Genomic DNA, 17773 nt, shown 5'->3' with positions numbered 1-17773 from the left:
CTTTCGGTGGTTGGTCGAATGCGGGCTGCGGCCGTCGCCGCCGCCCTATCCTTAACGGGCCAACTCCTATGAACATCGAGCACAAATCTTTTAAACCAAGTGACTGGGTCCCAAACAACGCACGCTTCCCAGTCCTGATCTACCGCCAGGCAATTTTCGATGCCACCTCGTCGGATTTCGAGGAGGCATTCGAGGAGAACGGCTGGACCGGTATCTGGCGCGATGGCGTGTTCGATTATCATCATTACCACTCGGGAGCGCATGAGGCGTTGGGCGTGGGGCGCGGTACAGCCAAGCTTCAACTCGGCGGACCTGGTGGCGAAATCATCGAACTCGCGACGGGAGATTGCCTTCTTCTACCAGCAGGAACGGGCCACAAGAAAATAGAGGCATCAAGCGACTTCGAGATTGTCGGCGCTTACCCTCCGCGCCAGCAGGCAGATATCCAGACGCAGGCACCGAGCGCCGAGCTGCTTGCGATCATTTCGTCGCTTTCAATACCAGGCAACGATCCGGTCGTTGGCGCGACCGGTGGCTTGAAAGAGTTTTGGCGATAATTTTTTCCTTTGCCCATGCCTGATCGCGCGGTTCGACGCTTTGGCAATTCCCAGTAAGTGGCGCAATGTCCTTCGAGGATCTGGGGAGGGCACACGCTTGCTGTGCGCCCGCGCCTCCTAGGTGTGTGGTCCCAACATGTCACGGCATTGACGAACCAGCTCTACGGCGAGGCTGCCAGCCGGCAGCGGTCGGACAAGCTCGGCCTCCGGTTGCGAAAGGTCAAGCCAGGCCTGCCCATCGTGACGCCGATAGCGATATCGCTCAAGGCACAATCAGGCGGTCGCGGCGGAACGAACTAATCACACAGAGGTTCACCCCTTCGAGGCAATCAAGTCTCTCGAGAGGAGTATTCCGATGGGAAGCACAGCTGACAAGGTTTCCGGTAAAGCCAATGAACTGGCTGGCAAAGCCCGCCAAAGCGTGGGCGATGCAACCGATGACCGTGATATGAAGGCAAAGGGCATGGCGCAAGAAGCCAAGGGCGACGCTCAGCAGGCGAAAGGCCAGGCTAAGGACGCAGTTAAGAAGGTCGTCGATAAGGCATAACGCCTTCGGCAGGACCTGGTGGTCCGCTGGTAGTGCTACCCCAGCGGGCCGGCTCTCAAAGCCGCGCTTCCCTAGATTCTAGTGCCAGATCTCCGTCCTGACTCCCGTCTTCGTAAGCCCATGCCATGGAACCCACAGCGTGTAGCAGACAGGCAGATATCTTCAGAACACATGCAGGCAGACTTTTGAGGCCCCTGCTTTGTCGGAGGTGCGGCCCTCACTTACAGCAGGACGGTTTTCTAGACAGATGTGAAATGCTGATGAGCGATCTTCCATCGCTGCAATCAGCTGGACTTCATCGCTTCCTCGGCAGCAAGCATTTCATCGATGCTTGCTCCCTCGCGGGTCGTTGCTGGTCCGGGCGTGGTCGCAGCAATACGCAAGTCTTCCAACATCTGCGCAGCGAACGCTATAGCGTCGTCATCGCTGGAAACGCTGTCGGCTGACATGCGGACAGCCACAAGCTCGTTGCCCTCCCCATGAAACTCCACCGTGACAGTCGCCTCTGTCGTCCTGGCAACATTTGTCCGCACCAGATGCATTCCGAAATTCCCTCCACTTCATGGACGCGACCCCCGCAGCAGCCGCGCAGGTTAAATCTACCGACCACTACTTTGTTCCAACCGCGTTCTTAGAAGCAGGACACGCACCAAGCTGGCGCAGCCCAGCGAAAGCTGCAGCCTCTATCTCTTCGTCGTCCCCGGTATGCTCGTCACGGTCGCCGATACCGGATCACTGGCAGGGAAGCTATCCTCGAGCCCCTCCTCCAGTTCGGCCTCCAATTCGATTTCGTCGTGACTTTCGCGAGCGCTTGGGACCGGCTCCAGACCTCTACTGCCTTCGTCAAAGTTGCCATTGCTCAAGGCATCGTATCGGTTGAGGCTTCCTTCGGGTCGCTGGGCTAACATGCCGCTCAAAACGGCCGTCAGACCGTTGTTGCCGGCCTGGTCGTCCGCCACTTGCTGGAAGACACCTGCCATTCCTGCGAATATTTCGGCAGCTGGCTCATCCGCTCCCAGAAACGCGCCAATTTCGTTCATTTCCGCAACCCAACGGTACGCTTTGGGATACATGTCAGGAATGCCGTGACCGAGCTTCTCGACCAGCTGCCGCTGACTTTCGGATAGCTCCGCCATCAGGGCTTTGTCAGCTCCATTCCGAGCGGCTGCCAACAACATCGCGGTGCCGAGGCCAATCAGGCCTTTGTTGATACCGGCGTAGCACATCTTGAGTGCCGATGCGGCACCGACGTCGCGCTCAAGAAGACGCGCATCCAAGCCGAATTCGGTAAGAACCGCTACGGTCTCTCTTGCATCTCCACTGATATAGAAGCGGGGGCCGGGTTTGCCTGCCTGTGGCGGACCACCGATAATGCAGGCGTCGAGAACTGTCGCAGCAGTGTCCTTAAAGACTTCAGAGACCTTTTCCATCGTTTGTGGAGAAACGGCATTGCAGTCAACGAATGTCGTAGAAGATTTGGAAGAGCGAACCGCCGTCGCGACCTTGTCGGCCACCGCTAAAGCCTGAGACGGCGGGACAATCGACAAGATGATATCGGCGTCGACCAACGACATCAGGTCTTCCTCACGGATGCCAGCAACCGCAGCCCGATCCCGTGTCGCTGAACTGCGGCCTTCCAAGGTAGTACTGATCTCCGCTCCGGAGGACATAAGGGCTTCCGCGACAGCGCTACCCATAGCTCCCATTCCGATCACAGCGATTTTTGACATTAACATTTGCCTTTCTGATATTGAAGTCGGAACTAGAGGCGACAAGCGCCGATGCAAGTTACCTTTGCCGAGATAGCCAGCAACGATGACCGTCACTTGGTAGTTGTAAGCGATCAACCATCTGCGAAATCGAAAGCTATTGAACACGTTCAGTTATTTGCGATGAATGACGGCCAGGGATCTCAACCCGCATCGCATGCGATGATTTGCACTTGATTTTGGATCATCGCCATTCTCATTTTGGGAATGCAAGCGGTGGGTCATCTGAAAACGAGGGCATGGCGCAATATGACGATCGCGGCATTTCTTGAGAAGACCACCGAAGCTGGTAACGTAACCCAGCAGGTGCGATCGCTTCTCGACCAAGTGTCGGCATCGCCCGTTTTATTGGGGATTGGCCTGCTTGTCCGTTGAACAACAAGCAGCTTAAACCACGTTCGAGACGCGTCGAGTAAGTCAAAAATCTGCGACAGCGCTACGGGCGTGTAGCCTAAATCCCATCAAGAACAATCAATCGCGCGCACTCTCCAGTTCGGAGGACGTTCAAACTGTTGATATGCCCCTTTAGCCATACAAAGCCCGGTTCAAAAACCCTGCTTCTCACCGGCCCCTCTTCCGTCGGAGCTTCGGGATCGTTCCTCGACCCGATCTGCACCTTTGGAAAGGTCGGATCCTTTCCGCGCCTCGACGTCCTTTTCCTCCTTTGCTACCTGTTCCATCAGGCCGTGGCTAGCGTCTTTTCCTTTTCCGGTCTCGGCTGGTTCTCTTCCTCCTTTGCTCAAAAGGGACGAACGGTCCCGCTATTGTCTAGTTCCGACAGTCTCCTCGATTTTCCGCAATTAGGTAGCAACTGCCACCAGACTTGGACGCGCAGGATCGCCGTGATCCTATGGCGTGGTTGTGAAAAGCAGTGCTATCCTGACATTCTGGGAATCGTCGTTCCCACCGTCGCCTCGCGAATGAGCGCGAAGATCAGGGGTTTGGTAGATGAACACAATGGCGCCAATGCAGCGAGTCCGACCGGGATCGCTGGCCGCGGCCGTCCACTCGCACCTTGAGACGGGTAGCGAGTTTCGATACCACCTTGCCAGTTTTCTTGACGGTTTTTACATTGATCCCTCAAGTCGCCGGAGACGAGAGCGGCTCGTTGATACACCCGATTTAACAGGTGACCAGCGTTTTGACGCGCTGGTGGGAGCTATTGGGGAACACCTCTGCCGTAGGTGGAGGCTAGGACCGGCTCCGCTTTTGACCGACGAGCCGGAACGCTTCCTAAAGAAGCCATGGTTCCTTGGACAAGAGCGCATGAAGCCGTTTTACATTGCCGAAAGCCCCATCGCTTACAGGCGCCGATTCATTTTCACGGAAATGGAGCCTCTTCGTCGGGCGCGCATGCCCCGCGACGCGATGTGGTGGCATGCGGATGAGATCCGCACGGGTATGACACCGCTTCCAGAGGAGGTCGTGCTAACTGAACCTGTAGACGAAGAAACGGACCCGGCATACACAATGGCCATGTGAAGTCTGTCGTGTAGCTCATCTTTCCAGAACGTCGCTGTTGGTGGCAGTTGCTACTTGATAGCGCAATTTTTCCTGTCCACTGCCGCACAAAGCTTTTAACCTTTGTGATGATGGGAATGCAGATCTTCCTCCTATTCGCGATAAGAGGGAAAATCCGCTTCTGTACGGTTTTGAACAATCCCTCCGGAACAACTTTTCAGCGGTGTCGTTTCAGCGAGGTGAATTGGACCCTCGCATGCCGGGAATACAGATCAACTCTTCTGTTCGTCTTATGTTGCTGTTGAATTCGATGAGTGACGTAGCGTTTCGCCCCCTCCCGCATAACGTCGGCATCAAAACGGTCATCCTCGCCGAGAGGGCAGGCCTCATTCAGCGGGAGGGTTCGCTTGGGCTACGTCCCCGCTGCAAGCTGACCCAAGCAGGCACAGCATATCGTCGCGAACGCGGATATCCGACGGGATAATGGCGGCCGGGTTTACATCGCCGCGACGCTATCGTGCTCTCCATGTCGCGGCAATCCCGCGATAGCCTCAAGGTGGCTCAATATAGATCCGTCATAGTGGCCTGCAGGAGGGACTCACACACAACTTGGTGGCCAAACGCACACGCGATCATCGAGGCCAAAGCCGTAATCAAGAAGCCTATGTCATGGGCAATGACCCTTTGGCCTCATCGCGGCCCAAACCCTATGGGTGTTCCACCTGCGGCCGCAATCACCAAGAAGATAACGGCAACGATGATCAGGGTGTACATATAGTCCTTGAGCTTTTCGAAGGGTTCATCGGGCATTCCGAAACTCCTAAGCTATCCAACGTCGACGGTATTGCACCAACCCTTGCGGGCGATCAAGGGGCTTACTCCCCATGTCATGAGGGAGCCAATGAGCTACATCACTGAAATCCAATCGAATGCCACAGTCGTTTTGCTGTTGATGCCACTCCCGCCCTAATCCCGCCGGGCCGTCGACCGAAGCGCTCGAGCGTTTGCCGCCATTGTCGTAGATTACATCTCTTCTCCTGCCCGCATCGAGCGCCAATCCTGGCCGCTGTAGCTGCCCACTGTATCTGGAGGCGCCTGGGCAATACAGGGATCTGCCGGGGTTCTAGCTTGACGACAGCCTGTCGGGATCCGGTCGCTGACGCGGGGCGGCGGCTGGCAACGCCGCGCAAATGTAGAGCTCGGTAGCCCATTTCTGGGGATTGGCTCGGCTCAACCAAGGCCTTAGGCTCCGCGGAAACCACCAATGGGCGAGACGAATGAACTCGATTACGAGAACTTGCTGCACGCGCTCGCAAGCCGCGCGCAGTGTCCTGACACACAAGCTTGGCTATCTGTCGGTCGCGGCTTTGGCCGTGTTGATATGGGCGAGCGAGGATGTTCCGGCTTCTCCCAAGGGTCAACTTGCTCAGAACGAGGCTGCGGTCCGCCAAAGATTGCAGTGACCCGATCGCAGGGTAGCTCGGCCGGTACATAGTCCTTTGGCCGCGAAACTATGGGCAGCAGCCTCCATTCAAGCCTCTTTCAGTTCTATGCCGATCAGGCATTGAACAATGCCCGTGCGAGCACGATGTAAGTGGGGTCAGGAGCCACGTCATGCTTGTCATCATCTCAGCCGCGGTCATCACGCTCGTTGCCACTCTGGCCGCTCGATATCTGCTCGCGAAAACGCGGCTGACGGAAAAGTCGATCGACGCCGCAATCGCCCGGAGGCTCCATACGTCTCCGGTGCTGTCGGAGATGCGCGAACTGCGTGAACTCAATGGTGTGATGCGCAATATCTTGGCCGATCTCGTCGAAAACGAGGAACTGGCAGTGCGGAGACCGGACGATCATCGTTCGCCTGCGACCCGGACTCGGTTGGTGGCAATGCGGGAAGCGCGCCGCCGGGAGATATATGGTGAGGCGATCCTTTTGCTTCGGCAGACCGCTCGAACTCGAACCGCGGAAAGCCCCGTTAGAGCAGCACACTGAAGATGTTTAGGCGTGAAGCGCCCCCACCATATCTGCAGCACCGTTCATTATGATGGTCGCGCCTTCAACTCCGAGGCATGCGACCAGGCATCCCCGGTTGATATCTTTCGCAAGCACCGGGAACTCAAGTCGTCGTATGAGCGTTCTCTCGGTCGTCTTTAGAGAGAGATCACATGTCCTCGGGTAGCAAAGCTCGCCACCATATGTACATCTTCGTCGCGATTATTTTCGCAGCAGCGCTCGCAATAGCGGGGGCCTATGTCGTTATCGCAAAACCAGGTGAGGCCGCGAAGGAGCCTGTGTCCGAGGTTGTTAATCCGAACAGCTAGCCCGCGGCAGGAAGCCTGTGGGATCGAAACCGACAGGGGACGAACACACGGCCAATCGCGCATGTCCGCTTCCTTGTCACCGACGTGGCGTCAATCCCAGGCCTGCAACGAGCCGGCCGACAATCGGGTCCAAGCGTACTCTTCATAACCAGGACGGCTCGCCAGTCCGCAATGCCGCCTCCGTGCGGATGGCATGATCTCCCCAATTCAAGAGAGCCAATTAAAACCAGCCTTATAGCCGCCGAGACAGAGGCGTGATCGGGAACAGACCGAAAAGGTCATCGTACCGCACGAGCAAAAGGGATAGCTGCGTTAATATCTTATTCCGCCGCTATTCCGCTCACTATTGCCTGCCGCTGGATCTGGTCGAAATCATGTACCCGTACCGATGGACACACCTTTTTCGCAATGTCGATTAGGTGTCTGTGATGCGTGAGGTAGATCACCTGGCCTTGTTGCGCCATCCCGGCAAACAGCCTGAAGGCTTCTTCCGCCCGAAAGTCGTCGAACGTCTCCATGATGTCATCGGCGATGAACGGGACGCCGGGCCGCTCCGTCACGAATTCGTGGTATCCAGCCACTCGCAATGCCAGGTAAAGCTGAAACCGTGCTCCCCGCGACAGCGCGTCTGCCGACAGAGATCCGCCGCTCGCTGATAGAGCCATCAACACTTCCCCATCTTTGCCGGGCTGCGCGGCTACCCCGGAATAGGCGCCGCGGCTGATGGTCCGGAACGCTTCCGACGCTCTGGACATCATCCCGCTCCGATGACGATCCCTGTAAAGCCTGAGCGCCTGTTCGGCAGCAACGACACCGATCCTCAGCTCGAGATATCTCTCTGCCCGCTCTTCAATATCCAGCAGCGTGGTCCGACGCCGTTCCTCGATCTGAGCGGCCGCTGCATCGCCTCCGACCGCGTCCAATGCCTTGCGGATGGTGGAGAGCTCGTGAAACGCATCTCGGCACGCCTGCTCGTGGTGTGCAAGAAGCGGCTTCATGCCCTCCAGCTCGACCTCAAGCGCATTCCTGTCGGCAAGCGAAAGTTGGTGTTCAACCTCGAGAATGTCCTGGACGCCGGTGATCTCCAGGAGCTCGCGCTCAAGGCCATCAATGGCCGCGCGGACTGCCTGCCGCTTCAAGCAAAGATCAATCTGCGCTTCCACCTCATCAATGGTGGTGCAGCCGAAGAATGCCGTCATCTCGCCAGTGCGAGCGGAAAGAACCTGTCGGGTCACCAACAGCTGTTTCTCCTGCTCCCGCGCCTGATCGAGTGCTTCTTCAAGCTTCTCGACCCGATCCCGGTCCCGCTCGGCGATTTTGATCTTTTCTCCGATTGCCCGCGTCATATCGCCGAGCGATCCCGACCGGTCGATACCGAGGCCCGAACACAGAGCAAAGACCGTCTGCTCGAAGACAATGGCGTCCTGCTCCATCTTCTGAACACGGTCTACCAGGCTCTCTTTCATTTCGACCGCCGACGACAGCTTTTCCAGGATCGGTATGATCACGTTGACGGCGTCGACATCCGGAACAGATTGTTGATCCTTGAGCCAGCAACCAGCGCATAGTTCCGCCCACCTAGCGTTCCACTCGGCATCGTCGCTTTGCGCTTCGGCCAGAAGCTTTGTCCGCTCGTTGCGGTCAGCATTGAGGCGTTCAAGCCGGTCGGCTTGATCCATCGCCGAATTGAACCGATCAAGCTCACGTTCGGCCAGCGCGATGAGTGAGACGGTATCGTCAACATCGACGGCCTTGATGCCGGCGGCTTTGAGCGCTGCTGTTACGCGCAGCTTCGCCGAGACAGATCGATCTCGGACATCCGCAATCTCCTGGTCGATCGAACCCAAGTCGTCGCGGGCTGCCAGAGCCGTTGTCCGGCGACGGAGCCATTCTTGAAGTTCGTTTGGGTCACGCACGAGGAGCTGGGCCGCCGCCACACCCGAGAAACTGGTGAGCATCTCCGAAGTCAACGCTGCCAGCGCAGAGCGCGCGTCTGAAAGGCGCTGGTCCGCGGACTGAAGCTCTGCGACGGCGACAGCGCGCGTGAGGCTGAGTTGCGCCAGCATTCCGCTATCGGCGAAATGCAGAAGACGCGCCGACACGGCCTGGTCGTCGGCCCTCATGGTGCGTTCGAAGTCGAGCGCGGTCTCGATCGTTAACGTCTGTCGATGCAATAGCCATGCTTCATCGCGCGCAGCACGGCTGGCGATCGCCGACGTCTCGTCGATTTTTCCGGAACGTTCCCGAATATCCGCGATTTCGGCATCCATACGGGCGAGTTCGGATTGCAATCTATCTCTGTCCGAGGCCGCGGACTTTTCAGAATCGCGGCAGTTTGCATATGTAGCTTTCCATTTTTCGACGGTGGTCGCCAACGGAACCGGGATCGCAGCCAGCTCAGCCGACGTGCCTCGCCACGGCACGAGCTGGGCCATGCTTTCCAGCACGCTGGCCTCAGCGGCTTGTCTGCGCCGCGTCAGAAGCCGAAGCGATGTTTCGTCGTCGAGCGTCTCCATCGCGTTGACGGTCGCGGCTAACGCCTCGAACGCTCTGCGGCGTTCTGGCTGCCTGTATTCAACTAGGCGCTCGTAGGCTCCGCCCTCCTCTGCAAGAGCGCGATTGGTTCGGGCGAGCTCTTTGCTGGCGGCTTCCAACCGCGCATCGACGCCCGACCTCGCGTTGATGAGGCCCCTCACTCTGCCGACTGTGGTCGCGTCAAGAATCAGGCGAGCCGGGTTCTTCTCTCCCGGCTGCCCAAGCTGGAGAAGCAGCGCGTCAACTGAAAGGTCTGCGATCCGCCCTTTCAATTTGGGAATGTCGACCACCGCCGTGACATAGCGTGGCTCCAGTGTCTTGAGGAGCTCCTCCCCCCTACCTGCGAAGGCGAGAACCTCCGATGGATCGGCAACCCTCTCGATCTCGCTCTCGATGGTGGCGATCGAATGCGCAACGGCGTCAATCTTAACCCGCAGTTCGATGCTTTCCTTGCGAATGGCCGAGAGCTCATTCTTCCATGAGCCTGGGGGCTCCGGTACAGCAATCGTCGCCCGCAGTTCTTCCCGGTAAAGTGACAGCCGCGCCATCGTTGGAAGAGCTCGCAGGATGCGGTTTATCTCGTTTGACCGCCGTTGGATTGCCGACTGTTGATCAACCGCCTTCTGGTATCGTTCCTCATGCGCCGCAAGTTCGATCCTCATTCGCGTGAAGTCAGTTGCCTGAAGATCGAGTTCGTCACGCTTCACCTTAAGGTCCGCGAGACGCGACCTGAGCTCTCCGAGTTCCGTGTTGCGAGCCCGTAGCTTATAAAACCGATCGGCTTCGCCCCGGATTTCGCCGAGCCGTCGACTGAGATCTGAAAGACCCGCGCTTGCAGAAAAAAGCAGCTGCCCGAGATCGCCCTTGCTGGCCAGGATGCTCTCGCCGCCGCTTTTGAGGGTTTCTTCGTCGAGCGAGAACATCGTCGAGAACGCAGCGCGATCGATCCCACCGAGATCAGCCATGATCTCGGTTTCCGCAACAGTCCGCTCATCGCCGTCCAGCAGGCTATTTTGCAAGCGCTTGACCCGGACGAACTCACGATCCCGTCCAGCGACAAGCAGGTTGCCGCCTAATCTCATTGCTGGATAAGGATGTAAAAATCCATATTTGGTGCTGTGTCCGATCCCGAAAACGAGATCGAGGATCGCATTGAAAGTCGTCGACTTGCCTGCCTCGTTAGGGCCGTAAACGACATGCAGGTCGGGCGACCCGACCGGAGGTTGCCCGAAATCAACAACAGCGTCCGTGAATTTTCCGTAGCGCGTCAGGTCGAGACGATTGATCCGCATGTCACTCTCCCTCGGCCCCCTGGAGAAGCGCGAGCACATGCGCTGTCCCCTCTTTTGCAAACTTCGCCATCAAACCGTCATACGCCGCCTGATCTTTTCCGATGATGTCCCTGAGCTCCGCCGGCAACTGGCCGCGCAGTTCGTCGGCAATCGCCTTGACCTCCGAATTGAAATCGATCGAGCCGTGGATCTCTCGCGCAATGATAGTCGCGAGCTCGCCCAGCGCTCCCGGATTCCCGCCGTTTTGCCGCGGCCGCGACGACGAGACTTTCACTTTTTCGATCCAGATATTTCCGATCGACGAGCCGTGTGTTTCGAACTCCGTCCTCAGAAGGTCGATGTCCCTGCGAGCGCGCCATGCAAGCTCACTCGTCCCTGTCACCTCCACCCGTGCCACAATCTGGCCTCTCGGTATCGCCGAGGCCAGTTCGCCAAGCTGATGTTTGGACAGTGCCACCAAGTCGTCCCAGTCAGCGGCCATTGAGACGTCAATTTGGAGCCGCTCGAATTGGGCGACGGCAGTTCTTCGTTCTTCGACGAGGATCGAGCGGTCATCACGCACGGTCACCAGTGACACCGTCTTCGATCCGTCCTCATTGATGTCGCGCCCCTGCGGTATTCCGGGCATCACGACAGCGCAGCTTTGGTCTTGCAGAGCGGCTCGTTTGTGAATGTGGCCGAGCGCCCAGTACTGAAATCCTGCCTGTCTGAGCTCGGCGACACTGCAGGGCGCGTAAAGATCGTGTCCTGCTGACCCGCCAAGGCTGGTATGCATGATCCCGATATTGACCGCGCCGGGCACCGGGGCGGCAAAGTGTCGGAGGAGAGATTCTGGCGCATGCGGCTTAGCAAAACTCATTCCGTGGATCGCAACGTCGATATCCCCGGCGGACCGCTCGATGGTGACCAGTTCAGCGATCTCACCGAACACCTTGACCGTGTCAGGCATCACAAGCTGGGCGGTGATCTTTGAGAGGGCATCGTGATTGCCGCGGATGATGTAGGTCCGAATACCGCCCTGATGCAAGCGCCCGAGTTGTTCGGCAAGGAACCGCGCCGTTTTCATCGACGTCTGCTCTCCGTCGTAGAGGTCGCCAGCGATGATCAGAGCGTCGACCTGCTCTTCCAGGCACAGCTCGATCGTCTGGATGAACGATTGCCTGGTAGCAAGCCCGATGAGATCTGCCAGCTCGCCGTTGAGAAGCGCAAGGGACTTCAGCGGCGAGTCGAGATGGATGTCGGCGGTGTGGACGAATCGGAATGCCATGGTCTGCCCTTGTCCGTATCAGCCTCGTTAGCCTTTCTGGGTTGAAAATGCCAGTTCGCATTCCTGTTTTGTTCTGCTATCCCCAACTTTCCGCGAGGTCAAATCCTCACCCCGCGGCTGCGCGTTTTGCCGGCGGCTTCGATAGGCCCCCCAATTCTTCTGTTCAGATACACCTATCTCGCACGGCCGTTGTGTCGACGAGTGGGCGCGCACCAGGAGGATTGCGATCGCTAAATCTCGGCTTTAAAACGCACGTTAGGCCACGCGGAAGCTGCAGAATGCGAGAGGAAGGCATGACCAGCGATATAGGGATGAGGATGCAAAGGCTTATCGCCAGCCTGACGGACAAGCATTTCACCTATCCGCCGCATAACATCGGTTTGAAAACCGCGCTGGCAGCCAAGCAGGCGGGGTATATCGAAATCCAGACCGGTTTTAAAACATCGCTGAAATGCCGTTTGACCTCGAAGGGCGTCACGGCTCAGAGGCAGATCAAGCGTCATCCGACAGCCGTTTGAAGCCGGCTTCTCCATCGCGTCGTACGCCCTTTCCCGGCCGAACGGAGCGACAAGTCACAGTTCCGATGGCTATCGTTGCGCGCGCTGGATCACACGTACGTTCTCATCAGCACGTCTCGGCGACGGTGCTTTATCGCGGTGAAGCGGACGAGGTGAGCGGGCTCTCGCTCTTCGGCAAAGACCACGACGAAGCCAGCATTCGGCCCTATCAGTATTGACGGCGTTGATCATCAACGCTTGTTCATGAGGCCAGCCGCTTTAACGCGACGCTGAAGAGCATGCTTTACAACTCCGGTGCGAAGCCCAACCCCCGTGCTTGATGTCGCTTCTTCGTTGTGCAGGTAAAACGGGTATTTGCCGAGGACACGCGAAAGCCGGTGTTCGCAGGTTTTTGAACGTCTGTTCCGGCCGGCGCGCAACTCACACGGCCTGCCGCATGCAGGTAGGTGTAGCCTCGAACGAACCGATCTATACCCAAACCGGATCGCTGGAACGTTGGATCTCACAGCCTTGCAATCTTAGCCAAGGTGTAAACGTAAGCCTCAACCTGTTCGCCATCGATGGTGACGGAGACCGGCGCCCTACGATAGCCCTCGCCTTCGAACGAATCCAGCCGCTGCCAGTGTTGTGGAAGATCGGAGGATTCGAAGACCGACACCGGGATCGCGTAGGCCTGGTCATCGAGCACGAGACCGGGAAAGCCCAAGTCCGAGCCCCAGCCAGCGTCCACGAGGCGCCCGAAAATCTTGCCCGACCGCCAGAAGCCTGCAAGTCCGTCAAGTTGGTTATTGTTGAGCTTTCCAGGTGCAAGGCTGCCATAGGTCGCGAGGCGATGTTCAACTGTCATTGTTACTGTGCCGTATTTTAGAACGAGACGTTCTGATAACGCTTAAGTGGAAAGGAATTGCGAACGATCGCCAAGTCGCTTGAAAGGCCGGTTCACGTCTTCTGCCTTTGGGAAACGCTTGTGACTGTGGCAGACACCGCCTCGCTTGCAGGCAAGGCTTTGTGGAAACCTTCGTCGACCTCTCCCTTTAGGGTCTCGTGATCTTGCCCGCAACGCACGCTCGATGATGTTTGCAACCCCAAGCTGCCCTCGCCCAAGTTGCCGTCGCTGAGGGCGTCATATCGATCGACGCCAGGATCTGCACCCTCGCCTCCCGACGACACGAGCTGAACCATGATTGCTTTCGCGTGCTCCACCGCATTTTGTGCATCAATGTTGTTATCGGCGTTATCCATGGCAATGGATACAAGCTCGCCACCCTGTCCGACAAACTCGACGGTCAGCATCCTCCCCTCCGGCGTGATCCGGGTGTCTCGCACTTGCATTGCAGCCTCCAGGGTCATTTCCTGCGAATAACTCGGGTTACGCGTTGCAGTTCCACGAAGCCGACGTCGGCATCATCGGTGCAGCATCGGCCGAATAGTGGCGACAGGTTTCCCATTGCAGAATGCGCAGGCCATTGTCGAACGGGAAGCCTGTCTCTTCAGGCGGCGGCATTGGCTGAAACTTTCTGGGCTGCCAAGACGTAATTCGATCGTGATCGAAAGGTCATGGCCGCCGCCCCCCCCTCCCGCAGTCTCCTGTCGGGACGCGGCGGTCGCACTACGTCGCCTCCGCGAGGTTCGATTGGCTGGCGTACCGGCGCTACTCTCCTCACTCGCCGGCACGAGCCAGGACACAGCGCAGGTGACCCTTCAGGAGCCCGCAACGCACGACAGAATGCTGCCACCGTCCGCTACTCTCCCGGACTGTTTTTCACACGATCGGCATTTTGCTGAGGAATCGCAACGGCGATAGTAGCGCACAGCGTATTCTCTGGCTCCGGCCTATCCTCTCGGTCAACGCGGTCCGGGAGTTTCTCTATCGGTATTCAAGCGAATGTCTTGCGCCTCAAGGCAAAACATCTGGGCGGCCGCGGCGTCGGCGAAAAGCAGCATTGCGTTCAGCGTTCTCAGTGAAAATCCTACTATCCGGCGCGACGAGAATAAATTCGCCACCATCGTCTCCACCAGCCCCCGCCGGTCAAAGCCTGGGCTCTCGACGGAGGGAGAAGCGAACGCTTTGGCTAAAGCGGAGGGCACCGGCGCCCGGCACTCGACCCTGCCTCAGTTCGCAGTGTTTCGCAGAACGTTCGACATTGCTGCCGATTCCGTGCATGCTGGTCCTCAGGCGTCAAAGCATCAGACACTTTCCCGCCTAGAGGTCATTGCTTCTCCCATCACTCTCTGGCAATGACCTCGCCGAAATCGAGGTCCGGCGGCTCGTCACTGCTCCGCCGCACAGAGATCGCCTCACAAGTCCAAGGCCTAACCCGCCGCATGAGTGAGGCGATCTCCCGCGCCGGGCGTTCCAAATCTGCACGTGATCTTCGTGCGTGGCCGCTCTGCCAGGGCTCGGGCTGTTGATGTGGGATCCAGGCACGGGCCGTCCAAGAGCTCTCCCTTGAACGGTGCAGACGACCTCAGCACAAAGGCTTACTTGCCTCGCGTGCAGCCTTGAGCCGCTCGGTCTTACGGCGACGGGCCTCTGCTTCGGCTTCTATCGCCGCAATGGCAACGCGATGCGTTTCTTCTTCGCGCGATCGCCGCTCGGCCCTTGTTATCGCATTACGGTGACGGATTTTGGGTGGATCGTCTTGCTTACTCATGCGCGCATAACTGCGTCGGACCGAGGACAAGGCAACAGTCTCGTCCGATAGCGTACAAGACCCGGTTCGAGACATCGCTCATCCAGCAATTCCAGTCACGAGCTCTTTCGATGCCAGAATGCACTGAGCAACAATGAGGCTGCCGAAGCCTCCAACATCGGATTTGTCTTCGGTCGTTGAATCCCGCCCATGCCGGGCTATGCGGGCATTGACTTCCGCTGCGTGCAGCGACATTGAGCAGCCCCACAATTCTTGAAGACCGACATGACCACTTACCGCTCTACAGGCCGGCACATCCCACACCCAGACGGCGGCACCTCTGATGTCGATGTCTTCGCAGAGATCACATGCCTCCTCGAAGCCTTGACGGGCTTCCTGGAGCACCACACCGTCAAAACGTTGAAAGGTCCCGAACCGGCGCTCGTTGTTTGCCGCCGGGCAGATGGCGAACCGGTTCCGCATGTTTGGCTGAAGCAAGAACCAGGCACCGGGCGTCTCTACAGAGACTTCGCAGTGCGAAGTGGCTCCACCAGGACCTTAGGATCAGCACGACAGGTCTTTCGCGACCCTTATGATGCAGCCCGTTACCTGACATCCGTCATTCAAATCCCATTGCATCGGTAGAGCACTTAAGGATGGAACGCGCATAGCTGCTATGCGCCAGCGTATCTTTCTCCACCTGAGGCGAGCCTATAATGAGCAGGCCCTTCGAGACGCCTGCTGCATTGCGCGGCTTTTGCGTTTCGAGCAACACGTGTGGGCGCTCCCCGTCTTCGGGTTGAGCGCCCTAATTGTATTTCGTCAGCACCGACGCGGACCGTCAGGCACCCGTTCAAACAAATCAGCCGATAATCCTGTTCGCCCAGCAGGTCCGACGTCCTTCACGATAACGTCCGCAATTAGGTAGCAACTGCCACCAATGAAATTGCTTACCTTCGGGCCACCTGAAAGGCGGCCCGAAGAGCGACTACGCGGCGACATTCTTCTTGGGACGGCCGCCCGGCTTTCGCGAAGCCGGACCTTCTTCCTTGCTTTGACACGGAAATAGAAGCGTACATTGCCGTGCCGGTCGGTGTCTTCCACTATGCCGTAATGGCGGCTCCTCCGTTGCGAAGTGCGGAAGTTCAATGTAAGACTTCATGTCAGACATTAGCCTTTCGGTCACACTCAATCCAAAGCTGGACTTTATGTCGCTTTCTCCGTCGCAGTGCAGGGCCGCTCGCGCCCTATTGGAATTAGACCAAAACGAGCTCGCAGCTCGCGCTTCCGTATCGCGCGGCGTGATTATCGATTTCGAGAAAGGCCGGCGGACGCCTGGCGCAAATAACCTCGCTGCTATAGCGCGCGCCCTTCAGGCTGCTGGCGTCACCTTCATTGACGGTACTTACAGCGGAAGCGGCGGGCCTGGTGTCCGTCTTTTCGCGCCGGCCGGTGCCTCTATCGACACCAACGAAGACGAGACTATCCAATACAAGGACATGTTTGAGAACGACGCGCCTCCCGGTGCCGGCGGATGAACCACACACCCAAAGCCACCACCGACCTCCTAGCATCCGCCAAGACTGTCCACGACCGGTATCTAGTCGGCCGCATGGAGCGCGAGACGGTCCGCGAGTGGGCAAGCCGCCTCGGCTTATATCCCGAGCCGCAAGGCGCACGGGTCAAGGCCGCTGCAGACTGGTTCCACGCCAACAAGAACGACGACGTCGACGACGAGATGAAGCGGCAGGATTTGGCCGTGCTGGCTGCTATCTTTGCGGAATGAGGCATCCCTCACACGATTGCGTCTGTATCGTGAAGCGCAGCAGTACGCTGGATGTCGCTCGGAATAAAAAGCCCGCCGCCGGGGGTGGCAACGGGCTTCTAGGGTATCATGCCTTTGGTCTTCGTGTCGGGACATCTCACCTTCTCGACACAGACATACTAAGGCAACATGGTTAACAAACAGTTACGGAACCATCCCTGCCCTTCCCCAGTTCTTCCACCAACTCAAACCCCTGGAGGAAGACAATGGCTAAGGACGATCTGACAACCGGCTTCACCGGAACCCCCACTGAGCCGCCGACAGGCGTTCGCAAAGTGGCATCTGACGCTGTGGACGCTGTCCGCCGCGAGACGAGCGCAGTGGCTGCCGGCGCAGCCGAACATCCGCACACAGCAACTGGCCTCGCGCTGACGGTCGGCGCAATCGGCCTGTGCATCGGCTACATTCTCGGCCGCAATTCTGCGGCATCGGACTACGATTATCGCCGCTATTGGCGCTGATATCTGTGTAGGTGGCGGACGGCCCTGGGCAAACGCGCGCCGCAGACACCGGTGTGTCGCCACGCCCACCAACTGAGGGACCAGAAAGCCCGCTGAGCAACCAACTCGGCCGGCTTTCTGCGTTACCGCCCGAACACCCAAAAAAATCGGTGGGTTGTTTATCGCGCCGCTAAACACGTCCTCAAGTTGCTGCTAGATCACAAGCAGGAATTGGGGAACATCATGAAGAAACTGGTTGTAATAGCGGCAAGCCTTGCCGTCCTGTCGTCGTGCACGCCTACGCCGCAAAAATACGCTGGCACGCTGACGGTCACCGATCCGAAATTCAACAGCGCGGAGTGCAAAGAGATCCGCCTGCAAGCGCTTAACTACGACGACAAGGTCGGCGGCCGCATGGCTATCGGCCTGGCATCTGGGATCTTGTTAGGGCCGTTCGGCCTTCCTCTCGCCGCTGCGGCGGATGCCAGCCAGGAGGAAAAGCGTAAAGCATTCGCCCGAGAGATGCACCTGCGTTGTTCAAGCACGCCGCTACCGAAGAACCTTGAAGAAAAGCCGTCTAGGCCGTCGGCCAAAAAGAGCTGAGCGCC

16 protein-coding genes are annotated in these 17773 nt (G+C 58.1%); 8 read left to right on the top strand and 8 right to left on the bottom strand.

Going from position 1 to position 17773, the window contains the following annotated elements; translation table 11 throughout:
- Nucleotides 1–68 precede the first annotated feature (68 nt).
- On the top strand, nt 69–557 hold the full coding sequence (locus tag ACEN84_RS00195) for a cupin (protein WP_413708815.1): 489 nt from the start codon (nt 69–71) through the stop codon (nt 555–557).
- A 355-nt stretch (nt 558–912) separates the two neighbouring features.
- Nucleotides 913–1104, top strand: a complete 192-nt coding sequence (locus ACEN84_RS00190) for a CsbD family protein (RefSeq protein WP_112719024.1) — start codon at nt 913–915, stop codon at nt 1102–1104.
- Between the two features lie 284 nt (nt 1105–1388).
- Here the strand turns inward: ACEN84_RS00190 and ACEN84_RS00185 are convergent, their stop codons facing one another.
- The 3 genes from ACEN84_RS00185 to ACEN84_RS00175 all read right to left on the bottom strand — a co-directional run bounded on the left by ACEN84_RS00185 (nt 1389) and on the right by ACEN84_RS00175 (nt 3616).
- Nucleotides 1389–1646, bottom strand: a complete 258-nt coding sequence (locus tag ACEN84_RS00185; RefSeq protein WP_112719025.1) for a hypothetical protein — start codon at nt 1644–1646, stop codon at nt 1389–1391.
- Nucleotides 1647–1787: 141 nt separating this feature from the next.
- Nucleotides 1788–2774 carry a DUF1932 domain-containing protein gene (locus tag ACEN84_RS00180; protein WP_413709004.1) on the bottom strand — a complete coding sequence of 329 codons (987 nt, stop codon included), beginning with the start codon at nt 2772–2774 and terminating at the stop codon, nt 1788–1790.
- Between the two features lie 644 nt (nt 2775–3418).
- Nucleotides 3419–3616: a hypothetical protein gene (locus ACEN84_RS00175; protein WP_413708814.1), complete on the bottom strand. Its 198-nt coding sequence runs from the start codon at nt 3614–3616 to the stop codon at nt 3419–3421.
- Between the two features lie 2332 nt (nt 3617–5948).
- Between ACEN84_RS00175 and ACEN84_RS00170 the strand changes: the two genes are divergently transcribed.
- On the top strand, nt 5949–6326 hold the full coding sequence (locus ACEN84_RS00170; RefSeq protein ID WP_413708813.1) for a hypothetical protein: 378 nt from the start codon (nt 5949–5951) through the stop codon (nt 6324–6326).
- A 649-nt stretch (nt 6327–6975) separates the two neighbouring features.
- Here the strand turns inward: ACEN84_RS00170 and ACEN84_RS00165 are convergent.
- Both ACEN84_RS00165 and ACEN84_RS00160 read right to left on the bottom strand, forming a co-directional pair.
- The gene (locus ACEN84_RS00165) at nt 6976–10482 is read right to left on the bottom strand and encodes an AAA family ATPase (RefSeq protein ID WP_413708812.1); all 3507 of its coding nucleotides are present in this window, start codon (nt 10480–10482) and stop codon (nt 6976–6978) included.
- A 1-nt stretch (nt 10483) separates the two neighbouring features.
- Nucleotides 10484–11749, bottom strand: a complete 1266-nt coding sequence (locus ACEN84_RS00160; RefSeq protein ID WP_413708811.1) for a metallophosphoesterase family protein — start codon at nt 11747–11749, stop codon at nt 10484–10486.
- A gap of 278 nt (nt 11750–12027) precedes the next feature.
- On the opposite strand from ACEN84_RS00160, the gene ACEN84_RS00155 reads away from it, so the two are divergent.
- The gene (locus ACEN84_RS00155; protein WP_413708810.1) at nt 12028–12267 is read left to right on the top strand and encodes a hypothetical protein; all 240 of its coding nucleotides are present in this window, start codon (nt 12028–12030) and stop codon (nt 12265–12267) included.
- Between the two features lie 502 nt (nt 12268–12769).
- Here ACEN84_RS00155 and ACEN84_RS00150 read toward each other — a convergent pair.
- The 3 genes from ACEN84_RS00150 to ACEN84_RS00140 form a co-directional block, all read right to left on the bottom strand.
- Nucleotides 12770–13114, bottom strand: coding sequence for a gamma-glutamylcyclotransferase family protein (locus ACEN84_RS00150; RefSeq protein WP_413708809.1), 345 nt, complete (start codon nt 13112–13114; stop codon nt 12770–12772).
- A 92-nt stretch (nt 13115–13206) separates the two neighbouring features.
- Entirely contained in the window at nt 13207–13560 is a 354-nt protein-coding gene (locus ACEN84_RS00145; protein ID WP_413708808.1) for a hypothetical protein, read from the bottom strand.
- Between the two features lie 1439 nt (nt 13561–14999).
- On the bottom strand, nt 15000–15398 hold the full coding sequence (locus tag ACEN84_RS00140; protein ID WP_413708807.1) for a hypothetical protein: 399 nt from the start codon (nt 15396–15398) through the stop codon (nt 15000–15002).
- 710 nt (nt 15399–16108) lie between these two features.
- Here ACEN84_RS00140 and ACEN84_RS00135 point away from each other — a divergent pair.
- The 4 genes from ACEN84_RS00135 to ACEN84_RS00120 all read left to right on the top strand — a co-directional run bounded on the left by ACEN84_RS00135 (nt 16109) and on the right by ACEN84_RS00120 (nt 17768).
- Nucleotides 16109–16438: a helix-turn-helix transcriptional regulator gene (locus tag ACEN84_RS00135; protein ID WP_413709003.1), complete on the top strand. Its 330-nt coding sequence runs from the start codon at nt 16109–16111 to the stop codon at nt 16436–16438.
- Complete coding sequence (locus tag ACEN84_RS00130; protein ID WP_413708806.1) at nt 16435–16686, top strand: hypothetical protein; 252 nt, start codon at nt 16435–16437, stop codon at nt 16684–16686. The genes ACEN84_RS00135 and ACEN84_RS00130 overlap by 4 nt, the downstream gene beginning before the upstream one ends.
- Nucleotides 16687–16931: 245 nt before the next feature.
- A complete protein-coding gene (locus ACEN84_RS00125) occupies nt 16932–17186 on the top strand; it encodes a hypothetical protein (protein WP_203431276.1) in 255 nt (84 codons plus the stop codon).
- 222 nt (nt 17187–17408) lie between these two features.
- Entirely contained in the window at nt 17409–17768 is a 360-nt protein-coding gene (locus ACEN84_RS00120) for a hypothetical protein (RefSeq protein WP_413708805.1), read from the top strand.
- Nucleotides 17769–17773: the final 5 nt, after the last annotated feature.

The sequence above is a fragment of the Rhizobium sp. Rhizsp82 genome, assembly GCF_047325115.1.
Classification (GTDB): domain Bacteria; phylum Pseudomonadota; class Alphaproteobacteria; order Rhizobiales; family Rhizobiaceae; genus Rhizobium.
Note: the sequence above shows the minus strand (reverse complement) of the source record. Positions and strands in the feature narration are given on the sequence as shown.